Raw genomic sequence first — 16,311 nt, 5'->3', positions numbered from 1 at the left:
TCACCAGTGCACGCCCTTGAACACCCGCGCCAGCATGATCTGCTCGCTCTCGCGGGTGCCGGCCTCGACGGTCTGGCCCTTGGCCGCCGCCGAGTCGGGGAAGACGTGGTAGGCCAGGTTCAGCACCCGGAAGGCCAGCTTGGGCGCCAGGGTGTGCGCGACGGCGCCCACGTTGCCGAGCAGGGTGTTGATCTCATGGGGCCGGTCGACCATCGCGGTGATCACGGTGTCGGCGGCCTGCGCCGGTGAGATGGTCGGGAACCGGTCGTAGAGCTTGGTGGGCGCGATCATGGGCGTCCGCACCAGGGGCATGTGGATGTTGGTGAAGGTGATGCCGTTGCCGACCACCTCGGAGGCCACCACGTTGCTCCACGCGTCGAGGGCCGACTTCGAGGCCACGTAGGCCGAGAACCGCGGCGGGTTGGTCTGCACGCCGATGGAGGAGATGTTGACGACGTGGCCCGACTTCTGGCGCTGCATCGCGGGCATCAGGCCCATCACCAGCCGGATGGCGCCGAAGTAGTTGAGCTGCATGGTGCGCTCGAAGTCGTGGAAGCGGTCCTGGCTCAGCCGCAGCGACCGGCGGATCGAGCGGCCGGCGTTGTTGACCACGAAGTCGACGCCGGGCAGCTCGGTGACGATCTGCTCGCAGAGGGTGTCGATGGCGTCGAGGTCGGAGAGGTCGCACGGGTAGACGTGCGCGGTGCCGCCGCGCAGCTCGATGGTGGCCTTGGTCTCCTCGAGCTTGTCCTTGCCGCGCGCCACGAGCACCGGGACGCCGCCCGCCTGGGCCACCTTGAGCGCCGTGACCTGGCCGATGCCCGAGGAGGCACCGGTGATGACGACGTGCTTGCCCGCCAGCGCCGCCCGGACGCGCGGGTCGCGGCCGGTGGCGGGGTCGAGGTTCTCCTCCCAGTAGCCCCACAGCGTGCGGGCGTAGCCCTCGAGGTCGGGCACGGCGATGCCCGACCCGGCCAGCGCCTGCTCGGTGCGGCGGGAGTCGAAGACGGCGTTGAAGGAGGTGTGGGCGAGCACCTCGGCCGGGATGCCGAGCCGTCCGAGCGTCTGGTCGAGCACGGCCTGCGCCGGGCGCTGGCGCACCAGCGCGTTCAGCAGCCGCCCGGGCCGCAGCGGGCCGGGCACGGGCAGGGGCGCGGACGGCGTCGCGAGCTGCGGCGCACCGGCGGCGCGGCAGAACAGGTTGATCGTCTCGACCGTCGGCTGCGGCTCGGGGTTGACGAGGTGGAAGGTCTCGCCGTCGCGGCCGGGCAGGTGCGCGAGGTGGTCGATGGCCGAGGCGACGTAGTCGACCGGGACGACGTTCGTCTCACCGAGGTCGACGCCGACCAGCGGCAGCCACGCCGGCAGCCGGTCGCGCAGCAGCTTGAGCACCGGGAAGAAGTAGTAGGGGCCGTCGACCTTGTCCATCGCGCCGGTCTCGGAGTGCCCGACCACGATCGCGGGACGGTAGACCCGCCACGGGACGCCGGCGGCCGTCGCCTCCTCGCGCACGATGCGCTCGGACTCGAACTTGGTGCGGTGGTAGGGCGAGGGCAGCTTCTGGCCGACGTCGAACATCGTCTCGTCGAAGGTGCCGCGGTGCTCGCCGGCCGCGGCCACCGAGGAGACCTGGTGGAAGCAGCCGGCACGCAGCGCCGCGGCGAGCTCGACCGCACCGCGGGTGCCGCCGACGTTGAGCACCTCGTTGGTCTCGTCGTCGGCGGTCATGTCGTAGATCGCGGCGAGGTGCACGACGTGGTCGATCTCGCCGGCGTGCGCAGCCACCCAGGCGGGGTCGACGCCGAGGCCGGGCTCGCCGAGGTCGCCGATCACCGGGGTCACCCGCGAGGAGCCCCAGCGTGCCCGCAGCGCCTCGAGCCGGGGCAGGGACGACGCCCGGCACAGCACGAAGATCTCGCCCTCACGCCGGTCGACGAGCTCCTGCACGAGGTGACGGCCGATGAAGCCGGTGGCGCCGGTGACGAAGTACGACATGGCCGGAGGGTATCCGTGCGGTCACCCCCGCGACCACGGTCGCGAGAGGATCAGCGGTCGCCGGGGCCGAACATGATCTCGTCCCAGCTCGGCACCGACGAGCGGCCCTTCTTCTTGCGCCGCGGGGGCTCCTCCGGCTCGGGCGCGGGCGGCTCGGCGTCGGCCTCCGACGCGGTCTGCAGGTCGAGCTGCGGCTCCGGCTCCGCGGCCGCGGCGTCGGCGGCCTCGTCGCGCAGGGCGACGTCGTCGGAGGCGGGGGAGTCGTCGAGGAAGGCCTCGACGGCCTCCTCATGACCGTCGGCCTCCTCGGCACCGTCGGCACCGTCGGGCTCGGCGCTCACCATCTCGATCGCGTCGTCGCCGAGCGGCAGCTCGTCGGGCGGGACGGCGGCCAGCCGCCGCTCGCGCACCGACCGCAGGTCGTCGCGCGAGGGCCCGGGGGAGGCGACGGCCTCGCCGACCAGCCAGCGGGCGTCGTCGTCGTCGAGCACCACGTAGTTGCCCGGCGGGTCGAAGGTGAACCGGCCGGAGCCGCTGCGGCCGGGTGCGGTGAAGTCGGCGGCCAGCACCCAGCGGCCGTCCTCACGCCGCCAGGCGTCCCACTCGACCGTGTCGGGGTCGACGTCGAGGGCGCGCAGGTGGGCCGAGACGGCGTCGCCGAGCGTGCGGCCGGCCGCGCCCGAGCCGCCTGACTCGCCGGCCGGACGCCGCAGCGTCGAGCGCTGGGCGCGGTCGGCGATGTGCTGCCGCTCGGCCAGCACCGGACCGACGAACGGCATGATCGCCTCGACCGTGGTCTGCGCGGCGCGGGCCACGTCGTCCGGGCTCTCGCCGGAGCGGATGCGGGCCTGGATGTCGCGGGGCCGCAGGGCACTGTCCATGGTGATCTCCAACTGGCCGAGCCGGGTGGCGTCGCCGCGCAGGGCGGCGCGCAGGCCGGGGGTGATGTCGAGGGTGTACTGCGTGCCGCGGTCGTCGACGAGCAGCAGGCGCCGGCGGTCGTCGCTCACCCCGGCGAGACTCAGGTGCGAGGTCACCGCGTCCCGCGCTTGCTCCGCCATCTCGTGCTTCTCGCTGTCCCGCCCTCGTGGTGCCCGGTCGACTTTCCCGCCGACCCTACGTCAGCAGGTGGCCCGCGGACGGGCGGCGCGCCCGGTCCGGTCCCTACGCTGCGGCCGTGGGTACGACCCTGGTGATCCTCGACCTCGCCGGCATCTTCGTCTTCGCCATCTCCGGCGGGCTGGTGGCGGTGCGCAAGGGCCTCGACGTCTTCGGCGTGCTGGTGCTCGCCGGGACGACGGGCCTCGGCGGCGGCTTCCTGCGCGACGTCCTCATCGACGCGACGCCGCCGGCCGCGCTGGCGGACTGGCGCTACCTGGTGGTGCCCGTCGTGGCGGGCCTGATCACCTTCGCCTACCCCTCGGCGCTCGGACGGCAGGAGCGTCGCGTCGCCGTCTTCGACGCCTTCGGGCTGGCGCTGTTCTGCGTGGCCGGGTCGCTCAAGGCGGCCGAGTACGGACTGGGGCCGGTGCCGGCGGCGCTGATGGGCATGGTCACCGGCATCGGGGGCGGCATGGTGCGCGACCTGCTGGCCGGCCGCGTGCCGGTGGTCTTCCGCGGCGAGCTCTACGCGATCCCGGCCCTCGCCGGCGCCGCCGTCGCGGTCGCGGGCGAGCGCACCGACGTCCCGATCGCCGTCGTCGCCACCGCCGGCGCCCTCACCTGCCTGGTGTGGCGCCTGCTCGCCCTCTGGCGCGGCTGGCAGGCCCCCCTCCCCGCCTCCGCCACCCCCAGCGTCTGAGCTAGCACTTCGCTAGCTGTCGCAAGCGTCAGAGCGGTAGTCCCTGACGAAATGGTCGTGAGATCGCGGGCGGAAGTCGCGACCACTTCGTCAGGGACTATCGCGGGGGGTGCTAGCTGGGACGTCGTGGCCGAGGGCGCGCCACTGGGCGAGGGTGAGGGCCGCGTCGTCCCACAGGAAGGGGGTGGGGCCGCGCTGGAGCCAGGTGTTGCCGGTCCAGGTGATGGTGTCGTCGTCGAAGACGGAGCGGTCGCCGTCGTCCTGCACCATGCCGGTCTCCGAGCGGGCCAGGCGGACGCCGTTGTCACGCACCCGCACGTCGTGCAGGCGGCGGGGCGTGCCGTCGACGTCGCTGACGCCACGGTCCTGCTGCACCAGCCCGATGCCCGCTGCGTTGCCCGCCAGCCGGTTGCCCACCACGTCGACGTCGTGCGAGCCGGCCACCAGCACCCCCGAGCCCCACAGCCAGGTCGCCGACCCGTGGCCGTTGCCGGTCACGAGGTTGTCGCGGATGACGGCATCGGCGCTGATCTCGTGGAAGATCCCCGGTCCGCTGTTGCCGCGCACCACGTTGCGGGCGTAGGTGGTGTGCTGGGCGTCGATGTCGGTCCACAGGCCCGGGCCGTGGTTGCCGACGACCAGGTTGCGGCGCACGACGAGGCGGTCGGTCACGGCCCACTTGGCGCCGCCGGCCTCCCAGGCGGGGTCGAAGCCGCCACCGCCGTTGTCACCGATCGTGTTGCCGGCCACCACGGTGTCGACCCCGACGCCCCCGATGCCCAGCTGGCCGTTGCGCACGACGCGGTTGTCGAGCAGTCGCACCCGGCCGCCGGCGGTGATGCCGGCGCCGTGGTTGTCGCGCACGACGGTCCCGGTGACCAGCCAGCCCGGGGCCGTCACCTCGATCGCCCCGTGCTGGGCGGGACTGGCCATGTGCTGCACGGTGAGTCCGCGCACCGTGACGTCGGCCCCGCGTGCGCCGGCGCGAGAGGCGATGCCGCCGCGCGAGACGAGCACGCTCAGCGCGTGGCCGCGCGGGTCGCCGCCGAGCAGGATGCGGTCGCGCCGGTAGTCGAACCAGTAGCGGCCCGGCCCGACGTCCGCCCGGCTCAGCACGCGGCGCAGCGGCCGGCCGTCGCGCAGGACGTCGTCGGGGTAGGTGCAGGCGCGCCCGCGCAGGCAGGTGCCGGTGCGCTGCCCCTCCTGGTGCTGGCCGCCGACCACCCAGACCCGCCCCTCGCGGCGCCACCCGCGCAGCACGCGGGAGCCGTCGAGCACCGCCCGCGGGCCGACCAGCGTCTGCCCGCGGTGCGGGCGCAGCGGCCGGGTGAGGCGGTAGGTGCCCTGACGCAGGCACACCGTGGCGCCTGGGCCGGCGCGGTCGACGGCGCGGACGACGTCGTCGGCGGGCGTCACCTCGACGTCGCAGCCGCGCGCCCCGGGTGCGGCGCGCGCGACGGTCGTGGTGACGCCGAGCGTCGCGACCACCACGAGCAGGGCGACGAGCGACCGGAGGGTTCGATGCGGCACGACAGCGACGCTAGTCGCTGCGCGACCGCGCCGGGCCCGACCCGGGCAAGCGCCCCTCAGACCTGCTCCTCCGGGCACCACCAGGTGGTGCGGCTGCCGACGGTGGCGCGCTGCATCTCGGCGCCGCAGCGGGGGCACTCGGCGCCGGCGCGGCGGTGGGGGATGACCTCGCCGGTGTGGACGCCGCCCTTGCGGATCGCGGCGCGGGTGGCCGTGCCGAGCGCGCGGTGCAGCCGGGTGAGGTCGTCGTGGTCGAGGTCGCTGACGCGGCGGCGCGGGTCGATGCGGGCCTGCCAGAGCGTCTCGTCGGCGAGCAGGTTGCCGACGCCGGCGATGACGGACTGGTCGAGCAGCCGCGCCTTGACCGGGGCCGTGCCGCGGCCGACGCGGTCGCGGAACTCCGCGACCCGCACCATCTCGGCGTCCGGCCCGAGCGCGTCCAGGTCGGGGTCGAGCCGCACCCGGCCGAGCCGCCGCTTGTCGAACAGCCGCATCGTCGCGCCGGACTCGAAGGTCAGCGTGAAGCGGTACCACTCCGGCTTGCCGTCGGGGCTCGGGCCGTAGCCGCCGCCGCGGGGGTCACCGCCCTCGACGACCGAGCCGTCGGGCTCGGTCACCACGATCCGCCCGGCCATGCCGAGGTGGAGGCCGAGCAGCGGCCCCGACCGGGACGTCGTGCACCACATCGCCTTGCCGCGCCGGCACGCCTCGCTCAGCTGCCGGCCGACCAGCGCGTCCTTCAGCTGGCCGGGCGTGTGCGGGCGGCAGACGTAGGAGTCGGTGTCGTCGACGTCGGCGATCGTGCGGTGCAGCGCGGCCCGCTCGATCGTGGCGCGCGCCCTCTCGACCTCGGGCAGCTCGGGCACGCCCGTCATCCTGGCCGCCCCGGCTTGCGCCGCCCCTCACCCCGCCGGACCACGCGGCCCGGCGGGGTAGGCGTGCGTCAGCGGCGCGAGGCCAGGTCGTAGGCGGCGCAGCCGATGAGCTCCATGCTCACCGTCAGCCGGTCGATGCTGATGTTCTTCGCGATCGTGTCCTCGGGCGAGTGGTACGGCGGCTCGAGCAGCGCCGGGCTGGCCTCGCCGCGCCAGGAGAAGTTGGCCGAGGCGATGCCGACCTCCTGGAACGACTGGTGGTCGCTGGCGCCGCGCTCGGTGACCGGCGAGGTCTGCGGGGCGTAGCCGAGCCGGGTCGCCGCCGCGGCCACCGTCTGCGTCGTCGCGTTCGCCTGCCCGTCGAAGCTGAGCAGCCAGTAGCGGGTGGCAGGCGCCCAGCTGGTGCCGACCATGTCGTTGTTGAAGGCGCCGCGGATGCGGTCGCGCTCGACCTGCGGCAGCTGCGCCACGTGGTACCGCGAGCCGATCAGGCCCTGCTCCTCCGAGCCCCACAGCGCGAACCGGACGCCGGCCGTCGTGCTGCCGAGGCTCTTGAAGACCCGCGCCAGCTCGAGCGTCAGCGCCGTGCCCGACCCGTCGTCGTTGGCGCCGGGTGCGCCGATGACGGAGTCGTAGTGGGCGCCGATGTAGACCAGCGGCGAGAGCCCACGACGTCCGGACGGGCGCTCGGCGATGACGTTGTGGCTGGTCAGGTTGCGGTGCGCGGTGGTGGAGACCTGCAGCGGCAGCGCCCGCACGGCGAGCTCTTCTCGCAGCAGCCGCTTCTGCACCTGCGCGACGCCGATCACCGGGACGGTCGCGACCGGCGTGGGCGGCGGAGGGGTGGTGCCGGTGGTCGGGACGAGCCGCAGGGACGCCGCCTGCGCCCGCCGCGGGAAGGCCTGGTCGGCCGGCAGCAGGACGACGGCGACCGCGCCGCGGCCCTGCGCGTCGGCGACGAACGCCGCGCGCTGGTTCACGCGGGCGACGGGGTCGGTGGCGTTCTGGGCGTCGTCGGCGAGCACGACCGCGCCGGTGACGCCGGCCGCCGGCCACACCGGGGCCGCGGCCGAGCCGACGTCGACCGCCGGGCCGCTCACCCGGACGTCGAGGCCGGCGTCCGGCGACGCCCCGGCCTGCCAGCAGATGTCGTCGGCGAGCTGTCCGGCCGGGTCGTCGACCTGGGCGAGGAACTTGTCGGCGACGGGGAACGGCTCGAGGCGGACGGCGAGCCGGTGCCGGTCGAGCTCGCCGGCGATGTACTGCGCGGCGGCGTACTCCGACCCGGTGCCGCCGATGCGGGGACCGATGTCCTCCGAGAGGCCGCGCAGGTGACGCAGCGCCTGGGCCGGGCGGATGCCGCCGACGACCTTGCGGTCGGCAGGGCGCAACGACGCGGCCCTCGCCGAGCCGGGACGCCGGGCGTCGGCGGCCCAGGCGGGCTGACCGGCGGCCACGACGGCCACGCTGCCGGCGAGGCCGGCGACGACCGAGCGACGGCTCAGGCCCGCGACGGGGGCGTCGTCGGCGTGATGAGGGGTGGGCAGGACAGAGGGTTCCCGAGAATCCATGTGCGGAGGCTAGGCAACGCGGTCGGTCGGCACAACCGTCGCCGCGGCCGGCACGACCTGCCTCGGGCGCGTCAGGCAGGCGGCTCCGAGCGCCACCGCGCCGGCCACCGCCGAGACCAGGTAGGCCGGCGAGGCGCCGGAGGCGTCGACCACGAGACCGGACAGCGTGGCGCCCGGCGCGACGCCGGCCACCAGCCCGGTGTGCAGGAACGCCATCCCCTCGGTGAGCCGCGACGGCGGCACCGTCGACTCGGCCAGCGACATGCTGGCGATGAGGGTGGGGGCGATGGCGAAGCCGGCCACGAACAGGACGCCGGCCATGAGCAGCACCGAGTCGATGAGGGCGAGCGGGACCATCGTCACCGTCATCGCGGCGGCGCCGACCCGCAGCCGCACCACCAGCTCGGCGCGCCACACCACCGCGCCGGTGAGCACGCCGGCGATCAGGCTGCCGGCCGCCCACAGCGCGAGCAGGACGCCGGCGAGCGCCTCGACGTCGCGCTCCTCGGCAAAGGCGACGGTGGTGACCTCGGCGGCCCCGAACAGGGTGCCGAGCGCCAGGCAGACCACGGCCAGCGGCAGCACGGTCGACCACGGCATCCGGGGTCGCTGGGTGCGGTCGTGCTCGGGCGGGTGCGGCGGCGGGGCGGTGGCGCGCTGCGCGGAGAACACGTAGGTGCCGGCCAGGCCCGCGACCACGGCGGTGGTCAGCCCGGCGACCGGGTCGACGGCCGTCGCCAGCATCGTGACCACGATCGGGCCGGTGACGAAGACCGCCTCGTCGGCCACCGCCTCGAGCGCGAACGCGGTCTGCCGCTCGCGGGCGTCGGGCAGGGCGTGGGCCCAGCGGGCGCGCACGCACGACCCGACGCCGGGCAGCGCGGCGCCGCCGACGGCGGCCGCCACGTAGGCCACGAGCAGCGGCTGGCCCGACTCGACCGCCCACATCAGCACCGCCAGCGCGACGCCCCAGATCGTGATGGCGATCGGCAGCACCCGGGCCTGCCCGAGCCGGTCGGCCCACCGCCCCTGCGGGACGGCGAACGCGGCGTTGGCGACGAGCCCGACGCCGGAGACCGACCCCGCGAGGCCGTAGGAGCCGGTCTCGTTCTCGACGAGCAGCACGGTGCCGAGACCGACCATCGAGATGGGCAGCCGCGCGACCAGGCCGGTGGCGCTGAACAGCGCGGTGCCCGGGCGGCTCAGGATGCGGCGGTAGGTCTCGAGCATGGCGGCTCGATGGTGCTCCCTACGATGAGGAAGTGCCGAATCCCGACGTCTCGCCCTACGACGCCCTGCTGCTGGTCTCCTTCGGGGGCCCCGAGGGCCCCGACGACGTCGTCCCGTTCCTCGAGAACGTGACCCGCGGCCGCGGCATCCCGCGCGAGCGGCTCGAGGAGGTCGGCGAGCACTACTACCTCTTCGGTGGCCGCAGCCCGATCAACGACCAGAACCGCTCGTTCCTCGCCGCGATGCGCGCCGACCTCGCCGCCCACGGCATCGACCTGCCGGTCTACTGGGGCAACCGCAACTGGGACCCCTACCTGAAGGACACGCTGCGGCAGATGAGCGAGGACGGCGTCACCCGCGCCGCCTGCTTCGTCACCAGCGCCTACTCGTCGTGGTCGTCGTGCCGGCAGTACCGCGAGAACCTCTGGGACGCCGTCGACGCGCTCCCCGACGGCGCGGCCCGGCCGGCGCTCGACAAGCTGCGCCACTACTTCAACCACCCGGGCTTCGTGGCACCTGTCGTCGACGCCACCGTGGCCGCGCTCGCCGACCTGCCCGACGAGGCGCGGGACGGCGCCCGCATCGTCTTCGTCACCCACTCGATCCCGACCGCGATGAACGACTCGAGCGGTCCGCCCGCCCAGGGCGGCGGCGCCTACGAGCGGCAGCACCGCGACGTCGCCGCGGTCGTGTCCGGCCGGGTCGCCGAGGTCACGGGTGTCGAGCGCGAGCACGACCTCGTCTACTGCTCGCGCTCCGGCTCGCCGCGGACGCCGTGGCTCGAGCCCGACGTCAACGACCACCTCGAGGCGCTGGCGGCGCAGGGCGTGCCCGGCGCCGTCCTGGTGCCGGTCGGCTTCGTCAGCGACCACATGGAGGTCATCTACGACCTCGACACCGAGGCCATGGAGACCGCCGAGAAGCTGGGCCTGCCGGTGCGTCGCGCGGGCACCCCGGGCGACGACGAGCGGTTCGTGGCCGTCGTCCGGCAGCTGCTGCTCGAGCGGGCCGAGCGCGAGCGCGGCGGCGACCCCGAGCAGCCGGCGCTCGGTGCGACCGGCCCGATGTGGGACCGCTGCCCGGTCGGCTGCTGCCCCAACCCGCGCGCCGAGCGGCCCGCGCTGTGCCAGGACACCGCGTGAGCACCGCCGACGCCGCCGACGCCGCCGACGCCGCCGCCCTCGCGACCACCGCCCTCGAGATCGCACGCGAGGCAGCCGAGCTCATCCGCGAGCACAGCGAGGGCGTCACGGTCGCCGACACCAAGACCAGCGCGATCGACGTCGTCACCGAGGTCGACCGCGCGGCCGAGGCGCTGATCCGCGGCCGGCTGGCCGAGCGGCGTCCCGACGACGCGATCCTCGGTGAGGAGGGCGACGACGTCGCCGGCACCAGCGGCGTGCGCTGGGTCGTCGACCCGATCGACGGCACCGTCAACTTCCTCTACGGCATCCCGCAGTACGCCGTCTCGATCGCCGCCGAGGTCGACGGCGAGGCGGTGGCCGGCGTCGTCCTCGACGTCGCCAAGCGGGTCGAGTACGTCGCCCGCCCCGGCGTCGACGGCGCCACCGTCGCCGAGCGCGACGGCCGGCCGATCGCGGTGCGCGACCCCGCCCCGCTCGACCGGAGCCTGGTCGCCACCGGGTTCTCCTACGTCACCGAGGTGAAGGTCGTGCAGGCCGCGGCGATCGCGCACCTGGTGCCGCGGGTGCGCGACGTGCGCCGCTTCGGCTCGGCCGCCCTCGACCTCTGCGCGGTGGCCGAGGGACGCGTCGACGGCTACGTCGAGGAGGGCGTCAACCTGTGGGACCACGCGGCCGGCGGGCTCATCGCGCGGGCGGCCGGGGCGCGCACCGAGCTGGGCGTCGGACGCGGCGGACTGACCCTCTTGCTGTGTGCCCCGGCACACGGCTTCGACGAGCTGCGGCGGGCCACGATCGAGGCCGGTTTCTGGGCCGCCGACACGCCGGAATAGAGCGCGCCTGCGCGCTGTTGGCACGACCGGTCCGGACCAGTGTTCCGGCCTTTGGTCCCATGGTGCATGATCTGCCGCGCCGGATGTGGGGGACCGGCCCACCAGGGGATCAACGAGGTCCCGTGGGCCCATCGACCGGGAGGGAGTGAGCGACGCGATGGCGACCGACTACGACGCACCGCGAAAGAACGAGGAAGACCAGTCCGAGGAGAGCATCGAGGAGCTCAAGGCCCGCCGGCACGACAAGAACTCGGGCAAGGTCGACGAGGACGAGACCGAGGCCGCCGAGTCCTTCGAGCTGCCCGGCGCCGACCTCTCGCACGAGGAGCTGGCCGTCGAGGTCAAGCCCAAGCAGGAGGACGAGTTCACCTGCATGAGCTGCTTCCTGGTGCACCACCGCAGCCAGCTGGCCGACGAGAAGAAGCTGATCTGCGTCGACTGCGTCTGAGCGCACCTCGATCGCACGGGTCCCGAGCCACCGGCTCGGGACCCGTTCTGCGTCCGGGGGTCTCGCGGGGGTCTCGAGGATCGGCCGTGGCCGGCCTCGCACCTCGACCACCGTGACGGCACCACCTCGACGATGGTCGAGGTGGTGCTCCGGCGACGAGCGTGGTCCGGGAGCCGAGCAGTGGCTACTTCTTGGCGCCGAGGTCGAGCCGCTGGTCGTCCTTGCGCAGCCCGGGCGGCAGGTTGCCGGTGCTCTTGAAGTAGTAGCCGGCGGCCCGGCGCTGGGCGAGCATGCGGGCGAGGCCGACGAACGCGCCGCTGACCACGGCCCAGGCCACGGCCTCGCGCAGGTCGACGTCGGGGTCGGCGGGGTTCTCGGGCGGCTGGCGCCGCGTCGCGGCCTTCCAGCCGGTGTCGAGCGCCTTCTTGGTCAGGCTCGCCGCGCCGAGCGCGGAGGCCAGCGCGAACACCGACCACACCTTCGAGCTCTGCTTGGGCCCGCCGTCCTTCTTCGCCATGGGCCGACCCTAGTGCCCGGCCCCGGCCGGCGACCTCAGTGCCCGGCGCCGTGGCGTCCGGTCATCGCGCCGACGGCGCCCGCGAGCCGGTCGGGATGCCGCGAGCCGACCAGCCAGTACGGCGCCGGGTCGGCGGGGTCGGTGATCTCGACCCGCACCGCCCGGGGCAGGTAGGGCCGCAGCACCAGGTGGGCGCGGGCGTCGGCCTCGCGGCCGGCCACGCGGCGGGTCTGCTCGGCGTCGAGGGCGACCGCCGTCCCGAGGTGGCGGGCCTCGATGCGGGCCCGGCCGACCTGCAGCACGTCGCCGGCCACCACGATGCGGGGCGAGCCGATGGCGCGGAGCCCGGCCGCGAGCAGCGCGAGGGCGAGACCGGTGACGACCCACGCCAGCGCGGGCGGGACGGCGACCACGAGCGCCAGCCACAGCGTGGCGATGAGCATCGTGCCCTGCACCCACCAGCGCAGCGGGACGTGGAGCCGCTCGGCGTAGCGGGTCGCGGGGGGCAGCTCCACGGGACCGAGTTTCCCATCCGGGCGGGCACCGGCCCGCGCCAGGGCGTCCCGCTAGGGTCCCGGGCGTGCCCGACCTCGAGATCTCGGTGGTGCGGCTCGACCCGGGCCTGCCGCTGCCCTCCTACGCCCATCCCGGTGACGCCGGCGCCGACCTGCGCACCACGGTCGACGTCACGCTCGCTCCCGGCGAGCGCGCGCTGGTGCCCACCGGCATCGCCATCGTGCTGCCCGAGGGCCACGTCGGTCTGGTGCACCCGCGCTCGGGCCTGGCCGCGCGGCACGGCCTGACGATCGTCAACGCGCCCGGCACGATCGACGCCGGCTACCGCGGCGAGGTCTCGGTGCTGCTGGTCAACCTCGACCCGCGCGAGAGCGTCGTCCTGCGTCGTGGCGACCGGGTCGCGCAGCTGGTGGTGCAGAGGGTCGAGCACGCGCGCTTCGTCGAGGTCGACCGCCTGCCCGAGAGCGTCCGTGGCGACGGGGGATACGGTTCTACCGGCGGCTTCGGGGCAGACCCGGACGCCACCCAGCAGTCGTGAAGGAGTAGTTCGTGAGGTTCCGCCGCAAGTCCGTTGCCGACCCCGAGGTCGACGAGACGACGGACGGCCAGGCCGACGGCGGCGACGCCGGCGACGGGCCGGTCGGCCCGTTCGACGCCGAGGAGGTCGAGGACGACGGCGTCGAGCGCGTCGACCTCGGCTCGCTGCTCGTCGCCCCGCAGGGCGGCCTCGAGCTGCGCATGCAGGTCGACGAGTCCTCGGGCCAGGTGCAGTCGGTGATGCTCGCGGGCCCCGACGGCGCGGTCGAGCTGCGGGCCTTCGCGGCACCGCGCCACGGCGACCTCTGGAGCGAGGTGCGCCCGCAGATCGCCGACGACATGACGCGCCGCGGCGGCACCGCGCAGGAGCGGGAGGGCCGCTTCGGCACCGAGCTCTCCTGCGAGATCCAGGTCGACCGGCCCGAGGGCAAGGGGGTCCAGCACTCGCGCATCCTCGGCATCAACGGCTCGCGGTGGCTGCTGCGCGCCACTCTGCTCGGACGTCCCGCCCGCGAGCCCGACGAGGCCGCGGCGTGGGAGGACGCGCTGACCCAGATCGCCGTCCGCCGTGGCGACCACCCGCTGCCGGTCGGCGAGCCGCTCCCGCTCGTGCTGCCCGAGAACGCCCGACGCGTCGGTCCGGCCCGCCAGCGCGGCAAGCGCGAGGCCTGACCGGCCGCCCGGCCGGTCGCGAGGGTCACGGGAGTCACGAGGTGGCGGGCAAGAGCAGGCTGCGTCGCACGATCAGCCGGTGGGCCAACGCCGACGACGGCTACGCGCGCGACATGCGCGCCGAGTTCGTCGACGACCACAACGCCTCCATCGCCGAGTGCCCCGACCGGCAGATGGTGACCCTGCGCGGCTCGGTGCGCACCGTGACGGTGCGGCCCCGCGGCGGCGTCCCGGCGCTCGAGGCCGAGCTGTACGACGGCTCCGGCTCGCTGACCATCCTCTGGCTCGGACGGCGCCGCATCGCCGGCATCGACCCCGGCCGGTCGCTGCAGGTGCAGGGCCGCATCGGCATCCATGACAACGAGCGGGTCATGTACAACCCGAAGTACGAGCTGCTCGGATGAGCGCCACCCACGGCGACCGGGAGGGCGAGCGCGTGCCCGGCGAGGAGCGCCCGCCACCCACCGTGGCCACCGTCGAGGCGATGGTGCGCCAGCAGATGGCGAAGGCCCTCGGCGGCAAGCGCGGCATGGTCGAGGCCGGCATCCCCGGCATCCTGTTCACCGCGGTCTGGCTGCCGACCAAGGACCTGCGGCTCGCGCTGGTGCTGAGCCTGGCGGCGGCCGGCCTGGCGCTCGTGCTGCGGCTGCTGCAGCGCAGCACGGTGCAGTACGTCGTCAACGCCGTGTTCTCGATCGGCATCGGCTGGGTCTTCGTGCGCATCGCGCAGTCCTCGGGCGGCTCGGAGTCCGACCAGGCCCTCGCGTTCTTCCTGCCCGGCATCCTCTACAGCCTGGCCTACACGGTGCTGCTGGCCGGCTCGGTCGTCGCGGGCTGGCCGCTGATCGGGTTCATGCTCGGCAGCGTCACCGGCGACCCCACCGCCTGGCATGCCGACAAGCAGGTGGTGCGGCTGTGCTCGCGGCTGACCCTGCTGCTCGGCGCGCCCGGGGCGATCGGCGTCCTGCTGCAGGGGCCGGTGTGGCTGCTCGGGTGGCGCGACGCCATGGATCCCGACACCGCCGTCGCCGTCATCGCGGCCCTGCGCTACGGCCTGGGCTGGCCGCTGCGCATCGCGTCGTGGTCGGCCATGATCTGGCTCCTCGCCCGCAACGCAACACCGTTGGAGGAGCCGGGGGAGCAGCGCGGGCTGGCCTGACGCCTCCGGGGTCTCGAGGCTCGGCCGTGGCCGGCCTCGCACCTCGACCATCGTGCAGGGCCGGCCGAGCTCTGACGAGGACCGGGCCCACGGACCCTGAGCCTGTCGAAGGGCGACCCGCCGGCTACCCCGGGTGGGCGTCGGGGGCGAGCAGGTGCTCGAGGGCGTCCTCGCCCTCGGCCGGGACGACGAACAGCAGCTCGTCGCCGGCCTCGACCGGCTGCTCGGGGTCGGGCACGTAGACCTGGCCGTCGCGCAGGATCGTCACCAGCGCGCAGTTCTCGGGGAACGGGATCAGGCCGGTGGGCTTGCCCACGTAGGGCGACTCGGCCGGCAGCGTCATCTCGACCAGGTTGGCGTTGCCCTGGCGGAAGGTGAACAGCCGCACCAGGTCGCCGACGGTGACGGCCTCCTCGACCAGCGCCGACATGATGCGCGGCGTCGAGACGTTGACGTCGACGCCCCAGGCCTCGGTGAACAGCCACTCGTTGTTGGGGTGGTTCACCCGGGCCACCGTGCGGGGGACGCCGAACTCGGTCTTGGCCAGCAGCGAGGTGACCAGGTTGACCTTGTCGTCGCCGGTGGCGGCGATGACGACGTCGCACCGGTCGAGACGCGCCTCCTCGAGCGAGGACAGCTCGCACGAGTCGGCCAGCAGCCACTCGGCGTCCGGCACGCGCTCGGGCTTGACCGCCCGGGCGTCCTTGTCGATGAGCAGCACCGCGTGCCCGTTGCCGATCAGCTCGCGGGCGATCGAGCGCCCGACGGCCCCGGCTCCGGTGATGGCCACCCTCACGACGACTCCTCCGGGCCCTGCTTGATGATCGCGAACGCGCGCGACGCGTCGGCCTCGCGCATCACGAGGTGGATGAGGTCGCCCTCCTGGATGACCGACTCGCGCGTGGGCAGCATGCCCTCGCCCAGGCGGTCGATCCAGGCGATGCGGCTGCCGGTCTGCTCCTGGAAGGCGACCGTGCGCTGGCCGACCCACACCTCCGGCACCGGCACGTGGTCGACGCGGATGGTGCCGCTGGGGTCGCGGAAGTCGGGTTCGGTGCCGGCGGGCAGCAGCCGCCGCAGGACCTGGTCGGCGGTCCACTTCACCGTGGCGACCGTGGTGATGCCGAGGCGCTGGTAGACCTCGGCGCGGCCCGGGTCGTAGATGCGGGCGACGACCTGCGTGATGCCGAACGACTCGCGCGCGACACGCGCGGCGATGATGTTGGAGTTGTCGCCGCTCGAGACCGCCGCGAAGGCGTCGGCGCGACCGATGCCTGCCTTCTGCAGCACCTGCTGGTCGAAGCCGTAGCCGGTGACCTTGTCGCCGTTGAAGGCGGGGCCGAGGCGGCGGAACGAGTCGGGGTCGCTGTCGATGACCGCGACCGTGTGGTTGCGCTCCTCGAGGCTGCGAGCCAGCGTCGAGCCGACCCGGCCACATCCCATGATCACCACGTGCACGCACTCACGGTATCGGTCCTCGCGGGT

Annotated in this window: 18 protein-coding genes; 8 read left to right on the top strand and 10 right to left on the bottom strand. The window is 74.4% G+C overall.

Going from position 1 to position 16,311, the window contains the following annotated elements:
• Together ABEA04_RS12965 and sepH are read right to left on the bottom strand one after the other, a co-directional pair.
• A complete protein-coding gene (locus ABEA04_RS12965; RefSeq protein WP_345458980.1) occupies positions 1 to 1,995 on the bottom strand; it encodes an SDR family oxidoreductase in 1,995 nt (664 codons plus the stop codon).
• Positions 1,996 to 2,045: 50 nt separating this feature from the next.
• A complete protein-coding gene (sepH, locus tag ABEA04_RS12960) occupies positions 2,046 to 3,056 on the bottom strand; it encodes a septation protein SepH (protein ID WP_345458978.1) in 1,011 nt (336 codons plus the stop codon).
• A gap of 116 nt (positions 3,057 to 3,172) precedes the next feature.
• Between sepH and ABEA04_RS12955 the strand changes: the two genes are divergently transcribed.
• Entirely contained in the window at positions 3,173 to 3,796 is a 624-nt protein-coding gene (locus ABEA04_RS12955) for a trimeric intracellular cation channel family protein (RefSeq protein WP_345458976.1), read from the top strand.
• A gap of 90 nt (positions 3,797 to 3,886) precedes the next feature.
• Here ABEA04_RS12955 and ABEA04_RS12950 read toward each other — a convergent pair whose 3' ends face one another.
• From ABEA04_RS12950 to ABEA04_RS12935, 4 genes are all read right to left on the bottom strand, one after another.
• A complete protein-coding gene (locus ABEA04_RS12950) occupies positions 3,887 to 5,326 on the bottom strand; it encodes a right-handed parallel beta-helix repeat-containing protein (RefSeq protein WP_345458974.1) in 1,440 nt (479 codons plus the stop codon).
• Positions 5,327 to 5,382: 56 nt separating this feature from the next.
• Complete coding sequence (locus ABEA04_RS12945; protein ID WP_345458972.1) at positions 5,383 to 6,192, bottom strand: Fpg/Nei family DNA glycosylase; 810 nt, start codon at positions 6,190 to 6,192, stop codon at positions 5,383 to 5,385.
• Positions 6,193 to 6,269: 77 nt separating this feature from the next.
• Entirely contained in the window at positions 6,270 to 7,772 is a 1,503-nt protein-coding gene (locus tag ABEA04_RS12940; protein ID WP_345458970.1) for a M28 family peptidase, read from the bottom strand.
• Positions 7,773 to 7,781: 9 nt separating this feature from the next.
• On the bottom strand, positions 7,782 to 9,002 hold the full coding sequence (locus ABEA04_RS12935) for an MFS transporter (protein ID WP_345458968.1): 1,221 nt from the start codon (positions 9,000 to 9,002) through the stop codon (positions 7,782 to 7,784).
• Positions 9,003 to 9,034: 32 nt separating this feature from the next.
• On the opposite strand from ABEA04_RS12935, the gene ABEA04_RS12930 reads away from it, so the two are divergent.
• The 3 genes from ABEA04_RS12930 to ABEA04_RS12920 all read left to right on the top strand — a co-directional run bounded on the left by ABEA04_RS12930 (position 9,035) and on the right by ABEA04_RS12920 (position 11,425).
• Entirely contained in the window at positions 9,035 to 10,144 is a 1,110-nt protein-coding gene (locus tag ABEA04_RS12930) for a ferrochelatase (RefSeq protein ID WP_345458966.1), read from the top strand.
• Positions 10,141 to 10,977 carry an inositol monophosphatase family protein gene (locus ABEA04_RS12925; RefSeq protein WP_345458964.1) on the top strand — a complete coding sequence of 279 codons (837 nt, stop codon included), beginning with the start codon at positions 10,141 to 10,143 and terminating at the stop codon, positions 10,975 to 10,977. Before ABEA04_RS12930 ends, ABEA04_RS12925 begins: the two co-directional genes overlap by 4 nt.
• A gap of 157 nt (positions 10,978 to 11,134) precedes the next feature.
• Positions 11,135 to 11,425: a DUF4193 domain-containing protein gene (locus ABEA04_RS12920; protein WP_345460342.1), complete on the top strand. Its 291-nt coding sequence runs from the start codon at positions 11,135 to 11,137 to the stop codon at positions 11,423 to 11,425.
• A gap of 184 nt (positions 11,426 to 11,609) precedes the next feature.
• On the opposite strand, the gene ABEA04_RS12915 is transcribed toward ABEA04_RS12920, so the two are convergent.
• A complete protein-coding gene (locus ABEA04_RS12915) occupies positions 11,610 to 11,942 on the bottom strand; it encodes a DUF4235 domain-containing protein (protein WP_345458962.1) in 333 nt (110 codons plus the stop codon).
• A gap of 35 nt (positions 11,943 to 11,977) precedes the next feature.
• A complete protein-coding gene (locus tag ABEA04_RS12910; RefSeq protein ID WP_345458960.1) occupies positions 11,978 to 12,457 on the bottom strand; it encodes a DUF3093 domain-containing protein in 480 nt (159 codons plus the stop codon).
• Between the two features lie 65 nt (positions 12,458 to 12,522).
• Here ABEA04_RS12910 and dut point away from each other — a divergent pair, with 65 nt between their 5' ends.
• Genes dut through ABEA04_RS12890 form a run of 4 tightly spaced genes read left to right on the top strand, consistent with a single transcriptional unit; the run spans position 12,523 to position 14,826 of the window.
• The gene (dut, locus tag ABEA04_RS12905) at positions 12,523 to 12,996 is read left to right on the top strand and encodes a dUTP diphosphatase (protein WP_345458958.1); all 474 of its coding nucleotides are present in this window, start codon (positions 12,523 to 12,525) and stop codon (positions 12,994 to 12,996) included.
• A gap of 11 nt (positions 12,997 to 13,007) precedes the next feature.
• A complete protein-coding gene (locus ABEA04_RS12900) occupies positions 13,008 to 13,667 on the top strand; it encodes a DUF3710 domain-containing protein (RefSeq protein ID WP_345458956.1) in 660 nt (219 codons plus the stop codon).
• A gap of 41 nt (positions 13,668 to 13,708) precedes the next feature.
• Entirely contained in the window at positions 13,709 to 14,071 is a 363-nt protein-coding gene (locus tag ABEA04_RS12895; RefSeq protein ID WP_425577028.1) for an OB-fold nucleic acid binding domain-containing protein, read from the top strand.
• Entirely contained in the window at positions 14,068 to 14,826 is a 759-nt protein-coding gene (locus ABEA04_RS12890) for a DUF3159 domain-containing protein (RefSeq protein WP_345458954.1), read from the top strand. Before ABEA04_RS12895 ends, ABEA04_RS12890 begins: the two co-directional genes overlap by 4 nt.
• 124 nt (positions 14,827 to 14,950) lie before the next feature.
• Here the strand turns inward: ABEA04_RS12890 and ABEA04_RS12885 are convergent, their stop codons facing one another.
• Positions 14,951 to 15,622 (bottom strand): potassium channel family protein, encoded by a 672-nt coding sequence (locus tag ABEA04_RS12885; RefSeq protein ID WP_345458952.1) that lies wholly within the window; start codon positions 15,620 to 15,622, stop codon positions 14,951 to 14,953.
• A complete protein-coding gene (locus ABEA04_RS12880; RefSeq protein WP_425577039.1) occupies positions 15,619 to 16,269 on the bottom strand; it encodes a potassium channel family protein in 651 nt (216 codons plus the stop codon). Before ABEA04_RS12880 ends, ABEA04_RS12885 begins: the two co-directional genes overlap by 4 nt.
• Positions 16,270 to 16,311: the final 42 nt, after the last annotated feature.

Source organism: Nocardioides marinquilinus (assembly GCF_039543705.1).
GTDB classification, from domain to species: Bacteria; Actinomycetota; Actinomycetes; order Propionibacteriales; family Nocardioidaceae; genus Nocardioides; species Nocardioides marinquilinus.
This window is presented reverse-complemented; position numbering and strand designations above follow the sequence as displayed.